Source organism: Pigmentiphaga sp. NML080357 (assembly GCF_002188465.1).
In the GTDB taxonomy this organism is placed as follows: Bacteria; Pseudomonadota; Gammaproteobacteria; order Burkholderiales; family Burkholderiaceae_B; genus Pigmentiphaga.
The window spans coordinates 164,805-179,729 of the sequence record NZ_NINW01000037.1 but is presented as its reverse complement, the minus strand read 5'-3'; the positions used below and the strand labels follow the sequence as shown (position 1 = coordinate 179,729).

The window sequence follows — 14,925 nt, the reverse complement described above, 5'->3', positions numbered from 1 at the left end:
GCCCGTTCAAAGAGGCCCTTGGGCGGCGGGCGCGCGATCGGCGTGCAGCCGGCGAAGCACGATCAGCCAGGCCGCTGCATAGCCCGAGGCAATCATGGCGAGGGCCACCGGCATGCCATTGTTCCAGTCCGGCAGAGCATGCAGCAGGCTGCCCATGGCGGCCACGCCCACCAGTGTGCCGATCTGCCGGCTGGCGTTGAGCACCGCCGCGGCACTGTTTGCATGTTCCTTGCCGCCCGCCTGCATCACCGTTGCCGTCATGGCCGGGATGGCGATGGCGACGCCGAGGTTGCCGCCGACCAGCAGGGCCATGAATAGCCCGTAGGGGAGCGCCGTGCCATGGAGGGCGGCGCAGGCCGTGGCCAACGCGGCCAGCCCGGTGCCCGACAGCATCGAGAACCGCGTTCCGCGCCGGGCTGAGATGCGGCCGGACACGAGGTTGCCCAGGACCAGGATGAGCATGAGCGGCAGCAATTGCAGGCCGGTGTCCAGCGGTCCGGCGCCGCGCGCTCGCTGCAGGTAGAGGCTGACCAGGAACAGCTGGCCGTAGACCGAGAAGTTCGCCAGGAAACCGATGCCGTTGGCCGGGATGAAGCCCGGGGCGGCCAGCAGTTCGCGCGGGACCAGCGGTGCGCCGGACCGTTTTTCCCGCCTGGCCAGCAGGCTGCCGGCCACCAGCGCGGTCGCCGCGGTCAACAGGATGGCGGGCGCGGTCCAGCCTTGCTCGGGCCCCTGGATGAGGGCATAGCAAAGCGCGGCCAGCGCCGCGATGCCCAGCGCGTGGCTGCCGAGATTCAGGGCGCGCGGCCGCGCCGGGGCGGGCCGGACCAGCTTGAGGGTGAGCAGCGCGCCCGCCAGTCCGACGGGGACGTTGATGAGGAAGACGCTGCGCCAGCCGAAGTGGGCAATCAACAGGCCGCCGACCAGCGGCCCGGCCGCCACGGACAGGGTGACGATGGCCGACCACAGCGCCACCATGCGGGCACGGACTTTCTCGTCGGCGTAAGCGTGGACGAGAAGGCTGAGCGAACTGGGGATGAAAAGCGCGGCACCCGCTCCTTGGGCCAGGCGGGCGCCGACCAGAGACGTTCCATCCCACGCGAGGCCGCAGGCGACGGAAGCGACGGTGAACGCCGCCAGTCCCGCCAGATACACGGCGCGCGCGCCGAGGCGGTCGGCCAGCGCGCCTCCGGCGAGCAGCAGGGCCGCGAATGCCAGCGTATAGCCGTCCACCACCCATACGAGGCCCGCCAGGGATACCTCCAGGCTGCGGGAAATGTCGGTCAACGCCACGTTGACGACGGTGACGTCCAGCATGGCCATGATGAAGCCGACCGCCAGCGCGGCCAGGGGCCGGGGGTCGGCGGGCGCCTGCCGGGCTGGCGCGGCGGCCACGGCGACGTCGGGACAGGGATACCTCACGATGTGTCGTCCAAATGGAAGCGAAGGAGGTATCCTAGGCGCCGGATTGATGCAAAAAAAGTGGTGAAGATGCAATGCGCTGATGCAAAAATGCATTCAACGGAATGCTGCCGCGGCAGGGGCCGCGCATGAATTGGGACGATGCCCGGGTCTTTCTCGCCATCCGGCGTGCCGGCACGCTGCGCGGGGCCGCGGCGCTGCTGCAGGTGGACCAGGCCACGGCCGGCCGCCGGCTGGCCGCGCTCGAGGCGGCCCTGGGCGCGCGCCTGTTCCTGCGCACGCCCGGCGGTTATGTGCCGACGCCCGCCGGGGAATTGGCCGGAGCCGCCGCCGAACGGATGGAGAAGGCCGCCGATCAATTGCAGCGGCAGATGCAGGGGCTGGACGAAAAACTGTGCGGCGTGGTGCGCGTGGCCACCTCCGACACCATGGCCAGCTTCTACGTGATTCCCGCGCTGACGAAGCTGCGAGAGGCGCATCCCGACATCAAGGTAGTCCTTGGCACTTCGACCCAGGTCACGAACCTGACGCGGCGCGAGGCCGACCTCGCGGTGCGCACGGTCAAGCCGACCAGCCCGGACCTCATCTCCCGGCGGCTGGCGCGCCGGCAGCTTGGTGTCTACGCTTCGCGTTCCTATCTGCGGCGGCGCGGCGAACCCATGCAGGATGCCGCGCTGCAAGGCCATGACGTCGTCCTGTACGACCGTCCGATGGGCCCCTCCGATGGCCGACAGCTATGCGGCGTGCCGACCGGCAATGCGCGCGTAGCGCTGGAGGTGAATTCGGGCCTGATGATGCTGGAAGCGGTGCGTGCCGGCATCGGGTTGGGCGAACTGCCCGTGCAGATGGCCGAGGGCGATCCGGAGCTGGTGCGAGTCTGGCCGGAGCGCAGCGACCGCATCGACGTCTGGCTGGTGCTGCATGCCGACCTCAGCCGCACGGCCCGCGTGCGGGCCGTGGCGGACGCCATCGTCGAAGCCTTCGGCAGCGGCTGAGCCCGTTTACCGGCCCAGCTGGAAGCGCGGCTCCATCAGCGGGTCGGGTCCGGGGTGGTAGCGCGTGACGATGCCCTGGTCGTTGACGTAGACGTACATCAGCGAATTCCAGACCCCGTCTTCGCGGAAGCGGTAGCCCCATACGATTTGTTCGCCGCGGAGGCCGACGCGGGTGATTTCCGCCGGCGGGCCGAACTCGAACAACAGCCGGTCGGTATCCCAGCGGCCCGAATCCAGCATGCGGAAGCGTTCGCTGGTGAGCGCCTGGGTGGTGGCGATGACCTTGCCGTCGGGTCCGACGTCGGTGATCCACGCGTATTGACCCATGGGCTGGGACGAATAGATGAGACGTTCGCCGCCATTGGGAAGCGGGCGCTGCAGCGTGGGCCGGCCCAGGCGGGCCGTCACGGCCGAGCCGGACTCGCCCGGCTGGATGCCGGCGGGGCTGGCGCAGGCCGCCAGCAGCGCGGCGATGCCGAGCAGGCAGGCGCCCCGGCGCAGGGTCGTAGCGATACTCATACAATTCTCCTTGTTCTTGGTCGCTACCGGAGACAAGAGTGGTTTTGTCACGCAGGCGTAGCTGGCATACGCTGATTGTAGGACTTGCGCTGGCCGGCGCAGGTTCCGTTCCCGCCCTGGCCCAATCCGATGCGCGCGCGCCGGTGCGCATTGCCGTCATCGAGGCCATGTCGGGGCCGTTTGCCAATACCGGCGAGGCCATCATGCGCAACCTGCGCTTCGCGGTGGAACGGATCAACGCGCGCGGCGGCGTGAAGCTCGCCGACGGCGCGCACAAGCTGGAGCTGGTCCCCTTCGACAGCAAGAACCAGGTGGACGAGGCCTTGCTGCTTCTGCGCGGCGCGGCCGACCAATCCATACGCATCGTCATGCAGGGCAACAGCTCGGCCGTGGCGGCCGGACTGATCGAGGGGGTGAACCGCCACAATCAGCGCAATCCCGGCCAGCGCATGGTGTTCCTGAACTATTCGGCGGTCGATCCTGCCTTGACCAACGAGAAATGCAGCCCCTGGCATTTCCGCTTCGACGCCAGTTCCGACATGCGGATGGCGGCCCTGACCGAGGTCATGCGGCGCGACCGCGAAGTGCGACGGGTCTACCTCATCAACCAGGACTACAGCTTCGGCCAGCAGGTGTCGCGCAGCGCCCGGGAGATGCTGGCCCGCAAGCGGCCGGACGTCGCCGTGGTGGCCGACGAGTTCCATCCCATCGGCAAGGTCAAGGATTTCTCGCCTTATGCGGCCAAGATCCTCGCGAGCGGAGCCGATACGGTCATCACCGGGAACTGGGGCAACGACCTCACGCTGCTGGTCAAGGCGGCGCGGGAAGCGGGATTCAAAGGCAGCTTCTATACCTTCTACGGCAACGCCCTGGGTGCGCCGGCGGCCCTGGGCGATGCCGGCGTCGGCAAGGTGCGGGCGGTGGCCGAGTGGCACTACAACGCCGGCGAGCCGGGCATGGACCGCGCGTACGAGGCCTATCGGCGGATGTTCCCGCGTCCCGCGGACGATTACCTGAACGCCCGCATGCTGCACATGACCGACATGCTGGCGGCGGCCCTGGAGCAGGCCGGCACGGTGGACGCCGCGGCCATCGCCCGGCGGCTGTCCGGCATGCGCTGGACGGCCGAAGGGGCGGACCTGTGGATGCGGCCGGACGACCACCAGGCGATCAAGCCTTTATATGTTTTCACCATGCGGAAAGTCGGGGAGGGGGACGTGAAGCGCGACGTGGAAGGGAGCGGGTATGGCTTCCAGACGACGCTGAAGGTGCCGGCGGCCGACCTGGCGCTGCCCACGACCTGCAAAATGGCAAAATTACCGGAATAAGGCTATACTTTCTGGCTGACTTTTTGCGTTTTTACCGGGCGGCGGAAGCATGCGCCGCCTTTTTTCGGTGCCGATGCCATCGGCGCTTAACAACCTTCACGGCAAGGCGCCTCGGCCTTGCCGCCAGTTCGAGAGGAAATCATGTCCGTAGCCGACATCAACAAAGCCAATATCGTTTCCGAATTCCAACGTGCCCAAGGCGACACCGGTTCGCCTGAAGTGCAGGTCGCGCTCTTGACCGCCCGGATCAACGAATTGACCAACCACTTCAAAGAGCACACCAAAGACCACCACTCCCGCCGCGGACTGCTGCGCATGGTCAGCCGTCGCCGCAAGCTGCTCGACTACCTCAAGGGCCGCAACGCCGACGCGTACCGCGCCTTGATCGAGAAGCTCGGTCTGCGTAAGTGATTTTCCAGGGGATCGGAAACCCGGCGGGCGCTGCCCTCGCAGCGCCGCTCGGCGTTTCCGGTGGTTGCCGGTTTCGTCGCTTCCTGTTCGGGCGCGACGCAACCGGCACTCTAGCAACACCCTCCTGAAAAATGAGAGTGCCTGTGTCAGGAATCGCCTGTCACAGGCATTTTCGTTTCAGAAGGGCAACCGCAAAGGATGCCTGTCATGTTCAATAAAGTCACAAAAACCTTCCAATATGGCCAGCATACCGTCACGCTCGAAACCGGCGAGGTTGCTCGCCAGGCCTCGGGCGCGGTAATGGTTTCCATCGAGGACACCGTCGTGCTGGCAACCGTGGTCGGGGCCAAGAAGGCCAAGCCCGGCCAGGATTTCTTCCCGCTCACCGTCGACTACATCGAGAAGACCTACGCCGCCGGCCGTATCCCGGGCGGCTTCTTCAAGCGCGAGGGCAAGCCCTCCGAAAAGGAAACGCTGACCTCGCGCCTGATCGACCGGCCGCTGCGTCCGCTGTTTCCGGAAGGCTTCTACAACGAAGTCCACGTGGTCATCCACACGCTGTCGGTGAATCCCGACATCGATCCCGACATCGCCGCCATGATCGGCGCCTCGGCCGCGCTGGCCATTTCCGGCATTCCGTTCAACGGCCCGATCGGCGCCGCCCGCGTCGGCTGGATCGATGACCAGTACGTGCTGAACCCGACGGCCACGCAGCTCAAGAGCTCCAAGCTCGATCTGGTGGTGGCCGGCACCGACGCGGCCGTGCTGATGGTCGAGTCCGAAGCCGATCAGCTGTCCGAAGAGGTGATGCTCGGCGGCGTGGTCTACGGCCACGAGCAGATGCAGACGGTCATCAACGCCATCAACGACCTGGTGCGCGAAGCCGGCAAGCCCGAGTGGGACTGGCAGCCCGCTCCCAAGAACGAAGCGCTGATCGCCTCGGTGCGCGCCGTGGCCGAGGAAGGCCTGAAGGCCGCCTACCAGATCCGCTCCAAGCAGGATCGCACCGCCAAGCTGCGGGAGGTCTATGCCGACGTGCAGGCCAAGCTGGCCGCGCAGGCGGAAGCCGCCGGCAATGCGATCGATTCCGTCGAAATCGACAACATCCTGTTCGACTTCGAGGCCCAGATCGTCCGCGGCCAGATCCTGAACGGCGAGCCGCGCATCGACGGCCGCGACACCCGCACGGTGCGCCCCATCAGCATCCGCCTGGGCGTGCTGCCCCGCGCGCACGGCAGCGCGCTGTTCACCCGCGGCGAAACCCAAGCCCTGGTGGTCGCCACGCTGGGCACCAAGCAGGATGAGCAGATCATCGACGCGCTGATGGGCGAGTACCGCGATCGCTTCATGCTCCACTACAACATGCCGCCGTTCGCCACCGGCGAAACCGGCCGTATCGGCACGCCCAAGCGCCGCGAAGTCGGCCACGGCCGCCTGGCCAAGCGCGCGCTGGTGCCGCTGCTGCCCGCGCCGCAGGACTTCCAGTACACCATCCGCGTGGTGTCGGAGATCACCGAGTCCAATGGCTCGTCGTCGATGGCTTCCGTCTGCGGCGGCTCGCTCGCCATGATGGACGCCGGCGTGCCGGTCAAGGACCACGTGGCCGGCGTGGCCATGGGCCTGATCAAGGACGGCGGCAAGTTCGCCGTGCTGACCGACATCCTCGGCGACGAGGACCACCTGGGCGACATGGACTTCAAGGTGGCCGGCACCGTCACCGGCGTCACCGCGCTGCAGATGGACATCAAGATCCAGGGCATCACCAAGGAAATCATGCAGGTTGCGCTGGCGCAGGCCCGCGAAGGCCGCCTGCACATCCTGGGCAAGATGCGCGAGGCCATCGAGGGCTCGCGCGGCGAGCTGTCGGCCTTCGCGCCGCGCATGCTGTCCATGAAGATCAATCCCGAGAAGATCCGCGACGTGATCGGCAAGGGAGGCGCCACCATCCGCGCGCTCACGGAAGAAACCGGCACCCAGATCGACATCTCCGACGACGGCACCATCGTCATCTCCAGCGCCGACCTGGACCGCGCCAAGGAAGCGCAGCGCCGCATCGCCGACCTGACCGCCGACGTGGAAGTGGGCCAGATCTACGAAGGCGCCGTGCTGCGCCTCTTGGATTTCGGCGCCATCGTCCAGGTGCTGCCGGGCCGCGACGGCCTGCTGCACATATCCGAAATCGCCAATCACCGCATCGCCAACATCAACGATGTGCTGAAGGTCGGCCAGCAGGTCCGCGTCAAGGTCATCGAGGCCGACGACAAGGGCCGCCTGCGCCTGTCGATGAAGGCCATTGCTGCTGAACAGTAGGCTCCTCCCTGCGCGCTGACGCGCGCCCGGCAGTGAGCCCCCCGCCGCTACGCGGCAGCCCCCCGAGGGGCGGGGACCCGCCTTGAGGCGGCACTGGCGGACCGGCAAAGCCGGATCCGCGGTGCCCTGGATCTGGGGGAGGGGAGTGTTGCCGACGGCGTCCTGCGGGGCGCCGTTTTTTATTTGTGCGACGCGAGCACGGCGCGCCGCCTGGAACCAGAAACGCTGCCGACCGCGGAGCTGGTTACGGCGGCCGGCCGGTCTTGTCCGAAGCCAGATGCGTCAACAGGTCCCGCACGGGAGCCGAGAGGCCGGTCCAGTCGCGGAAGCACAGGCACAGACGGCGGTGAGCCCAGCTTTCGGCCAGGGCGACGCGCTGGTAGGGGTGGCGACGGCGATAGCGCCGGGCGATGCTGTCGGGGACGATGCCCACGCCTACGCCGTGGGATACCATTTCGCACAGGCCGCCGAAATTGTTCATCTTGATGCGGAAGGCAAGGGTGTGCCCTGTACGGCGCGCGTGTTCGTCGATGTAGTCCTGCAGCGCGCTGCCCGGCGCCAGCCCGACAAAAGGTTCCCGCACGATCTCGGCGAAGGGGACCATGCGTTTTTGCGCCAGGCCGTGCCCGGCGGGGGCGATCAGCACCAGGTGGTCCGTGGCCACGGGTTGTAGTTGCAGGCCCGGCGCGGCGACCTGATCGGAGGTGACGCCCGCTTCGACCAGTCCGGCGGAGACGGCCTTGACGATCTCGCCGCTGGTGCGTTCCCTGACGTCGATGTTCATGCGCGGACGCGCGGCCATCCAGGGGGCCAGCTTGCGCGGGAGGAACTCCGTCAGCGCGGCGGTATTGGCGTAGAGCCGGATGGTGCCGCGTGCGCCGGCGGCGAAGTCCTGCAGTTCGCCCTGCATCAGTTCCCGCTGGCGCAGTATGAGCCTGGCATGATGGGCGAGCGCTTCGCCTGCCTCCGTGGGCACCACGCCGCGATGGCGGCGTTCCAGCAGTCGTACGCCGGCGTCCGCCTCGATGTTGCGCACGCGTTCGCTGGCCGAGGCCAGCGCCAGGTTCGCCCGCGCGGCGCCTTGCGTGATGCTGCCCGCATCGACGATGCAGAGGAACAGGCGGAGGTCGGCAAGATCGAGTCGCATGGTGCCGCTCCTGTGTGGTATGCCTTCGGCCAATCCGAAGCCATGAAAGAAAGAACCACATTGTGCCAAAGCACGGGGAATGGCCCAATAGACCGTGCGCGCATACCGCCGGGACGATGGCTCGGTTCCCGCGATCTCCCAGCATGCGCGACTCCCTACATCCCGCGGAACGAAGGAGACGGCAGTGGCGCGGTCGCAAGTTTTTCATCGCATGGTTTTCTCCTTGGGATTGGCCGCTTCCGCGGCTTTCGCGCCGGCGGCGCCGGCCGCGCCGCTACTCGAGGAAATCGCCACTCCCGAACAGATCTACCAGATGGCCCTGGAGGCGCGGACCGAGCGCAACTATCGCGCCATGTTGGCGCTGCTGAGGCAGGCGGCCGGCACGGGCGACCTGGAGGCGCAGGAAATGCTGGCCTCGGTCCTGATGGCCGGATCCGCCCTGTACGGGAAAGGCGTGCAAGCCGATCCCTGCGAGGCGATGCACTGGGCCCGGCTTGCGGCGGTCCAGGGGAGCGAGACCGGACGGCATCAATCGATGATCCTGAACGGCCTGCGGGACGTGCCCCGTGCCCGGAAGGATTGCCGTTCGGCGCCGGCATACAGATAGACAAGTCGATGGGTCGAGCCGGGAACGGCGGCGGGCACGCTGCAGGCATGTCGGCGCTCCCGGCGGGGGCGCGGTCTACAATGGGCGCCTCGTCTCCACCCGCCCTTGTTCCATGGCCGTCCATCGACTCGAATTGCGCGGGATCACCAAGCGGTATCCCGGCGTCCTCGCGAACGACGATGTTTCGCTGGCCGTTGCGCCGGGCGAGATCCACGCCGTGCTGGGCGAGAACGGCGCCGGCAAGTCGACCCTGATGAAGATCGCGTATGGGGCGCTCGCGCCCGACGCGGGGCAGGTCGTGTGGAACGGCCGTCCGGTGGCGCTGCGCGCGCCGGACGATGCGCGGACGCTCGGCATGGGCATGGTGTTCCAGCATTTCGTGCTGTTCGAGACCCTGACCGTGGCGCAGAACGTGCTGCTGGGACTGCCGGCCGCTTTCGCGCGACGAACCCGGCACGGCTGGCTGGCGCCATTGATCGAGCGCTATCGGCTGGGCCTGGACCCCGATGCCTATGTAGGCGATCTGTCCGTGGGCGAGCGCCAGCGCGTCGAGCTGCTGCGCGCGCTGGCCGCGCGTCCGCAATTGCTCATCCTGGACGAGCCGACGTCGGTGCTGTCGCCCGAGGCCAGGGCAGCCCTGTTCGCCACGTTGCGGCAGCTCGCGGCCGAGGGCTGCAGCATCGTCTACATCAGCCACAAACTGGCGGAGATCCGCGAGCTGTGCGACCGCTGCACGGTGCTGCGCGCGGGCCGGACGGTGGCGGTGGTCGATCCGCGCGGGATGGCGCAGGACGAACTGGCGGCCTTGATGCTGGGCAGCGCGGTGGACGAGGTGCGAACCGCCGCGCCTCGCCCCGCGGGCGATCCGGTGCTGACCGTGCGAAGGCTGTCGGTGCCCGCTCCGGCCGGCCAGCGGGTCGGCCTGCGCGACGTTTCGTTCGATCTGCGGGCCGGGGAAATCCTGGGCGTGGCCGGCGTGTCGGGCAACGGCCAGGCCTTGTTGCTCTCGGCGCTGTCGGGCGAGGAGACGGGCATGCCCGACGACATCATCCGCCTGATGGGCCGGCCCATCGGCCGGCTGCGGCCGTCCGCGCGGCGTGCGCTGGGGTTGCGCGCCATTCCCGAGGAGCGCCTGGGGCGTGGCTGCGTGCCCGAGATGGGGCTGGACGACAACGTGCTGCTGACCATGGCGCCTGCGCAAGCGGCTGCGGGGGGATGGGTGCGCCGCCGGGGCCTGGCCGCGGCGGCTTCCGGCATCATCGCCCGGTATGGCGTGCGTGCCGTCTCGCCGCGCGTGCCGGCGCGCAGCCTCTCGGGCGGCAACCTGCAGAAGTTCATGGTGGGCCGCGAGCTTCAGGGCGCGCCGCGCGTGCTGGTGGCGGCCCAGCCAACCTGGGGGGTGGACATCGGCGCGGCCGCGCGTATCCACCAGGCACTGATCGACTTGCGCAATGCCGGCGGGGCGGCCTTGATCATTTCCGAAGACCTCGACGAATTGCTCGGCATCTGCGACCGCCTGGCCGTCATGGCGGGTGGGCGGCTCTCGCCCGCGGTGGCGCGCGCCCGCGTCGGCGCCGACATGCTGGGCCGTTGGATGGAAGGACGGTGGGACGATGATCCAGCTTGAGGCGCGCGCGTCCGCCTCCCGGCTGGCGACGTGGCTCTCGCCGCTCGCCGCGCTGGTGCTCACCATGCTGGGCGGCGCGCTGCTGTTCGTCATCCTGGGCGTCGATCCCTGGCAGGGGTTGCGGCTGTTCCTGGTCGAGCCTTTCAACGGCCTCTATGCGTGGGGCGAGCTGGCCGTCAAGGCGGCGCCGCTGGCGCTGTGCGCGGTGGGGCTGTCGATATGCTTTCGCGCCAACGTCTGGAACATCGGCGCCGAAGGCCAACTGGTGGCGGGCGCCATCGCGGGCGGCGGCGTGGCCTTGCTGGCGGGCCCGGAAACATGGCGCGGCTACGTGCTGCTGGTCATGGCCGCCGGCATGCTGGGCGGCATGGCATGGGCGGCGCTCACGGCCTGGCTCAAGGACCGCTTCGGCGCCAACGAGATGCTGGTCAGCCTGATGCTGACGTACGTGATACAGCTGCTGCTCGGCTATCTGGTGTTCGGCCCCTGGCGCGACCCCTACGGCTACAACTTCCCGCAGTCCCGGTCGTTCGACGAGGCGGCCCTGCTGCCCAAGCTCTGGGAAGGTACCCGCGCGCACGCGGGGCTGGCGCTGGCCTTCGCCGCGGCGGCCGTGGCGTGGCTGTTCCTCGCCCGTTCCTATCCGGGCTTTCGCCTGCGCGTGGTGGGAGCCGCGCCTGCCGCGGCGCGCTATGCGGGGTATTCGCCGCGGCAGGCGCTGTGGACCTCGATGCTGGCGTGCGGCGCCCTGGCCGGACTCGCCGGCATGGGCGAAGTGGCGGGGCCCATGCAGCGGCTCACGACCTCGGTGTCGCCGGGCTATGGGTTCGCCGCCGTGATCGCGGCGTTCCTGGGCCGCCTGCATCCGGCCGGCGCGCTCGTGGCCAGCGTCGTCATGGCCGCGCTCTACATCGGCGGCGAATTGGCGCAATCGCGCCTGGGATTGCCGGCGTCCATCGTGGGCGTCTTCCAGGGCCTGGCGCTGGCGCTGCTGTTGCTGGGCGACACCCTGGTGCGCCACCGGATCCGGTGGCGCCGGCCGGCGCCGGCGGCGAGGTGATCGGCATGGAAAACCTGCTGCCGCTCGTCGCCGCGACCTTGAATGCCGGCACGCCCCTGGCGCTGGCCGCGCTCGGGCTGGCGATGCACGAGCGGGCCGGCGTGATCAACCTCGGCGCGGAGGGCATGATGCTGCTGGCCGCCGCGGCCGGCTTCGCCGCGGCGTTCCATACCGGCAGCCCGTGGTGGGGGCTGGCGGCCGGCGCCGCGGCGGGCGCGGCGCTGGCCGCCGGTTTCGCGCTGCTTGTCGTGGTGTTCAATGCGAGCCAGTACGGCAGCGGCCTGGCGGCGATGCTGCTGGGGTCCGGGCTTTCCGCTTTCGCCGGCGTGTCCTATGCGGGCCGGTCGTTGGCGCGCGGCGAAACCGGCCTGCCGCTGCTCAGGGAGCTGCCCTGGGTCGGAAACACCGTGTTCGCGCTGCATCCGCTGGTGTACGCCACGATGGCCCTGGCCGTCCTGCTGGCCTGGTTCCTGTATCGCACGCGTGCCGGCATGCTGTTGCGCGCCGTGGGGGAATCGCCGGAGTCGGCGCACGCGCTGGGATATCCCGTGGGGCGCATCCGCACGCTCGCCATCCTGGCCGGCGGCCTTTGCTGCGGACTGGCCGGCGCGTACCTGTCGGTGGTCTATACCCAGCTATGGAGCGAAGGCATGGTGGCCGGCAGGGGCTGGATGGCCCTGGCGCTGATCGCCTTCGGCATGTGGCATCCGCTGTGGATCCTGCTGGGAGCCTATCTTTTCGGCGGCCTGACCATGCTGCAGTTCCAGCTGCAGGGCATGGGCGTGCAGGTGCCGTCGCAGTTCCTGGCGATGCTGCCTTACGTCTGCACCATCGCCGTGCTGGCCTTGCGTGGCGCCAATCCCGGCTGGCTGCGCCGGAACATGCCGCGCTCGCTGGGTCGGCCCTTCCTGCCCGAGCGATAGCGCGACGGAATCGTACCCGGTCCGGTCAGTGGCCGGCTTCGGCGGGCGCCAGGGTCAGCCGGTGGGCGTCGGGCCCGGGCAGGAAAGGGCTCGCCTCGCCGGCTACCCATGCCGAGTGGCCGGCGAGGAAGAAGGGCGAGAGCGGATGGCCGGACGCACCCCCGGGCATCTCGAGTACGCCGTGTTCCTCATGGCCGGGCGACACCACGAAACGCTCGGAGGCGCCGAAGGCGGCGCCCTGGACGCGCGGCATGTGGATGTCGCCCGGCATCGGCCGCCGGGGCGCCGACAGCCAGCGTCCCACCGGCGCCGGCAGGACGCGCGCCAGCGGGTGCGCGATGGCCAGGCGATTGCGGTCGCCCCAGCGGATCTTTTCCAGGGGCCGTCCTCCCGCGGTGAGCGCGGCAATCGACGTGTCGATGCGTTCGAGCATGAAGGCGCGCCAGTCGGCGGCGTAGGCCGGCTTCCAGGCCTGCGCACGCACGAGGTCCTCCATGACGGCCAGCAGGCGCGACGAAGCCCGGCGTACCGACAGACCGGGCTCGATCGCGGCCAGCCTGTCGTCCAGCGCGCCGAACCAGGCGTCGTACAGCGCGTCGTAGTAGGCGCGCAGCAGCGCATAGCCGGCGCTGTCGGCATCGGCCCGCCCGTTCCAGGATTGCAGGATGCGGCGGGCGGCGGCCCGCTGCGGATGGTCCGCGACGGCCGCATCGTCGAGCACGGCCAGGGCCTGCTCGCGCAGGAACGCGATCCACGGCGCCCGGTCGTCCAACTGGATGGCGAGGAGGTCGCGCTCGTTGAAACGCTCGGCGGCGAAGAGCGCATCGCGTATCTGCGTGGCGCGCGCGCCGACGTCGGCGCCGCCGTCGCCGATCTTGCGCTGCGCGTCGCCATCCGCGAGCTGCGTGCTGTTGGCGGTCCACAGGCGCCCATAGGCCGGATCGATGATCGCGGGGTAGTCCGCGGGAGCAAGGCGGGCGAGCGGGGCGCCGGCCCGGTCGGGTTCGGCCGGGAAGCCGAGCGGGTCGAGCGTGGCGGCAGGCAACGGGCCGGCCAATGTCCAACCTATGCCGCCGCCGCGGTCCGCCGCCACCAGGTTCTGGGTAGGAATGCCTGCCGCCTGCGCGACGCGCAGCGCCTGTCCGAGGTCGCGCGCGTTTTCCATCTCGGCCAGTACGACATTGGCGGCTTCAGGCAGGTGGGCGATCCAGCGGACCGCATAGGCGTGCGCGCCGGTCTGCAGCACGGGGCCCCAGCGGGTCTCGCGCACGGGCAGCATGACCGGCGGCCCGTCCTTCACCTCGATGCGCTCCATCGTTTCGGACGCGGGTTCCCACGCGTCCGCAGGTCCGCGATAGCGGGTCGGATCCGCCGGATCGGGATCCAGCCGCACCAGGTCCATGAAGTGGCCGTAGCTGTTGGTGAAACCCCACGCGATGTCGCCGTTGCTGCCGGCCACCACGATGGGGGCGCCCGGCAGGCTGACGCCGCTGATGCGCCGTTGTCCCGCGGCCGACGGAAACTCCAGCGTCAGCCGATACCAGACGTTGGGCAGGCGCAGTCCGAGATGCATGTCGTTGGCCACGAGCGCACGGCCGTCCGCGCCACGGCGCGCATCCACGGCCCAGCCGTTGCTGCCCAGCGCCGACGCGGGCGTGCCGGCATCGACCATCAGTTCGGCGGGCGTTGCGCCCCGGGTCCGCGGCGGGCGGGGCCTGTCTATCCAGTCGGGCCGGGCATCCAGCAGCGCCGGTGCGGGCGGGACCTCCGGCGGGGCGGATGAAGGAGGGCGGTCCAGCGGCGCATCCCAGCGGCTGCCCACAGGTATCAGGGCGGCAAGCACGGGTTCGGGCAGCAGGCTGCGCAGGGCTTCGCGCGAGCGTGTCCGGACCAGCTCGCCGCCTTGCAGGTCCAGGTACATCGCATAGATAGCCAGCAGCGTATCGACGGGTTGCCAAGGCTGGGGCGGGGCGCCCAGGAGCACATACTCGAACGGGCGGGCGTCGAGCGAAGCCAGGCCCGCGTTGACGCCATCCGCGTAGCGTTCGAGCAGCGTCCGGTGCGCCGGCGGCAGCGCCGCATAGGCCCGTTCGGCGCGCGTCCGGAACCGGTGCAGGCGCACCCGCCGGTCCATCGGCACCGCGGCCTCGCCCACCAGCGCCGCCAATTCCCCCGCGGCCGAACGCCGCACCAGGTCCATCTGGAAGAAGCGGTCCTGGGCGTGGGCGAAGCCGGTGGCGTAGGCGGCATCGGCCCGGTTCTGCGCGCGGATGGTGACGCTGCCTTGCGCATCGCGCGCGATCGTGGCGGATTGCATGGTGCCGGCGCGCACCTGGCCGTCCAGTTGAGGCAGGCTCGCCCGCAGGTACAGCCAGGCTCCCGCTGCGCTCATCACCATGAGCACGACAAGACCGGCTGTCGCCAGCGCGGCAAGACGGACGGCACGGGAAGCGACGCGGCGGGTCATGGTGCGCGGCCCGTTGTCTCGGGGCGGACGTGCGGACGCAGGGCGCGGGTCGAGGAACTGGCGCGGAGCATGACGGTTTCCTGGAGCGTATTGCCCGGCATTGTGCCTG

General features: G+C 69.4%; 12 protein-coding genes. 8 read left to right on the top strand and 4 right to left on the bottom strand.

Going from position 1 to position 14,925, the window contains the following annotated elements; all coding sequences use genetic code 11:
• Window positions 1-6: 6 nt before the first annotated feature.
• Window positions 7-1,422: an MFS transporter gene (locus CDO44_RS16020; protein WP_158213306.1), complete on the bottom strand. Its 1,416-nt coding sequence runs from the start codon at window positions 1,420-1,422 to the stop codon at window positions 7-9.
• A 128-nt stretch (window positions 1,423-1,550) separates the two neighbouring features.
• On the opposite strand from CDO44_RS16020, the gene CDO44_RS16015 reads away from it, so the two are divergent.
• Complete coding sequence (locus tag CDO44_RS16015) at window positions 1,551-2,417, top strand: LysR substrate-binding domain-containing protein (RefSeq protein WP_087781453.1); 867 nt, start codon at window positions 1,551-1,553, stop codon at window positions 2,415-2,417.
• 6 nt (window positions 2,418-2,423) lie between these two features.
• Here the strand turns inward: CDO44_RS16015 and CDO44_RS16010 are convergent, their stop codons facing one another.
• Complete coding sequence (locus CDO44_RS16010; RefSeq protein ID WP_087781252.1) at window positions 2,424-2,936, bottom strand: hypothetical protein; 513 nt, start codon at window positions 2,934-2,936, stop codon at window positions 2,424-2,426.
• A gap of 44 nt (window positions 2,937-2,980) precedes the next feature.
• On the opposite strand from CDO44_RS16010, the gene CDO44_RS16005 reads away from it, so the two are divergent.
• The 3 genes from CDO44_RS16005 (at window position 2,981) to pnp (ending at window position 6,985) form a co-directional block, all read left to right on the top strand.
• Window positions 2,981-4,264, top strand: a complete 1,284-nt coding sequence (locus tag CDO44_RS16005; protein WP_369824684.1) for a branched-chain amino acid ABC transporter substrate-binding protein — start codon at window positions 2,981-2,983, stop codon at window positions 4,262-4,264.
• Window positions 4,265-4,405: 141 nt separating this feature from the next.
• Window positions 4,406-4,675, top strand: coding sequence for a 30S ribosomal protein S15 (gene rpsO, locus CDO44_RS16000; protein WP_087781249.1), 270 nt, complete (start codon window positions 4,406-4,408; stop codon window positions 4,673-4,675).
• A 207-nt stretch (window positions 4,676-4,882) separates the two neighbouring features.
• A complete protein-coding gene (gene pnp, locus CDO44_RS15995; RefSeq protein WP_087781247.1) occupies window positions 4,883-6,985 on the top strand; it encodes a polyribonucleotide nucleotidyltransferase in 2,103 nt (700 codons plus the stop codon).
• A gap of 244 nt (window positions 6,986-7,229) precedes the next feature.
• Here the strand turns inward: pnp and CDO44_RS15990 are convergent, their stop codons facing one another.
• Complete coding sequence (locus CDO44_RS15990; RefSeq protein WP_087781245.1) at window positions 7,230-8,132, bottom strand: LysR family transcriptional regulator; 903 nt, start codon at window positions 8,130-8,132, stop codon at window positions 7,230-7,232.
• A 184-nt stretch (window positions 8,133-8,316) separates the two neighbouring features.
• Between CDO44_RS15990 and CDO44_RS15985 the strand changes: the two genes are divergently transcribed.
• From CDO44_RS15985 to CDO44_RS15970, 4 genes are all read left to right on the top strand, one after another.
• On the top strand, window positions 8,317-8,739 hold the full coding sequence (locus tag CDO44_RS15985; RefSeq protein ID WP_233146212.1) for a sel1 repeat family protein: 423 nt from the start codon (window positions 8,317-8,319) through the stop codon (window positions 8,737-8,739).
• A 112-nt stretch (window positions 8,740-8,851) separates the two neighbouring features.
• Complete coding sequence (locus CDO44_RS15980) at window positions 8,852-10,366, top strand: ABC transporter ATP-binding protein (RefSeq protein WP_087781241.1); 1,515 nt, start codon at window positions 8,852-8,854, stop codon at window positions 10,364-10,366.
• Window positions 10,353-11,426, top strand: coding sequence for an ABC transporter permease (locus CDO44_RS15975; protein WP_087781239.1), 1,074 nt, complete (start codon window positions 10,353-10,355; stop codon window positions 11,424-11,426). The genes CDO44_RS15980 and CDO44_RS15975 overlap by 14 nt, the downstream gene beginning before the upstream one ends.
• 5 nt (window positions 11,427-11,431) lie before the next feature.
• Complete coding sequence (locus CDO44_RS15970) at window positions 11,432-12,349, top strand: ABC transporter permease (RefSeq protein ID WP_087781452.1); 918 nt, start codon at window positions 11,432-11,434, stop codon at window positions 12,347-12,349.
• A 25-nt stretch (window positions 12,350-12,374) separates the two neighbouring features.
• Here CDO44_RS15970 and CDO44_RS15965 read toward each other — a convergent pair whose 3' ends face one another.
• A complete protein-coding gene (locus CDO44_RS15965; RefSeq protein WP_087781237.1) occupies window positions 12,375-14,816 on the bottom strand; it encodes a penicillin acylase family protein in 2,442 nt (813 codons plus the stop codon).
• Between the last annotated feature and the right edge of the window lie 109 nt (window positions 14,817-14,925).

Excerpts from the sequence above, each read along its gene's own strand:
- CDO44_RS15990 (WP_087781245.1), bottom strand. The coding sequence starts at position 8,132 with ATGCGACTCGATCTTGCCGACCTCCGCCTGTTCCTCTGCATCGTCGAT.
- CDO44_RS15975 (WP_087781239.1), top strand. The coding sequence starts at position 10,353 with ATGATCCAGCTTGAGGCGCGCGCGTCCGCCTCCCGGCTGGCGACGTGG.
- CDO44_RS15970 (WP_087781452.1), top strand. The coding sequence starts at position 11,432 with ATGGAAAACCTGCTGCCGCTCGTCGCCGCGACCTTGAATGCCGGCACG.
- CDO44_RS16010 (WP_087781252.1), bottom strand. The coding sequence starts at position 2,936 with ATGAGTATCGCTACGACCCTGCGCCGGGGCGCCTGCCTGCTCGGCATC.
- rpsO (WP_087781249.1), top strand. The coding sequence starts at position 4,406 with ATGTCCGTAGCCGACATCAACAAAGCCAATATCGTTTCCGAATTCCAA.
- CDO44_RS16015 (WP_087781453.1), top strand. The coding sequence starts at position 1,551 with ATGAATTGGGACGATGCCCGGGTCTTTCTCGCCATCCGGCGTGCCGGC.
- pnp (WP_087781247.1), top strand. The coding sequence starts at position 4,883 with ATGTTCAATAAAGTCACAAAAACCTTCCAATATGGCCAGCATACCGTC.
- CDO44_RS15980 (WP_087781241.1), top strand. The coding sequence starts at position 8,852 with ATGGCCGTCCATCGACTCGAATTGCGCGGGATCACCAAGCGGTATCCC.
- CDO44_RS15965 (WP_087781237.1), bottom strand. The coding sequence starts at position 14,816 with ATGACCCGCCGCGTCGCTTCCCGTGCCGTCCGTCTTGCCGCGCTGGCG.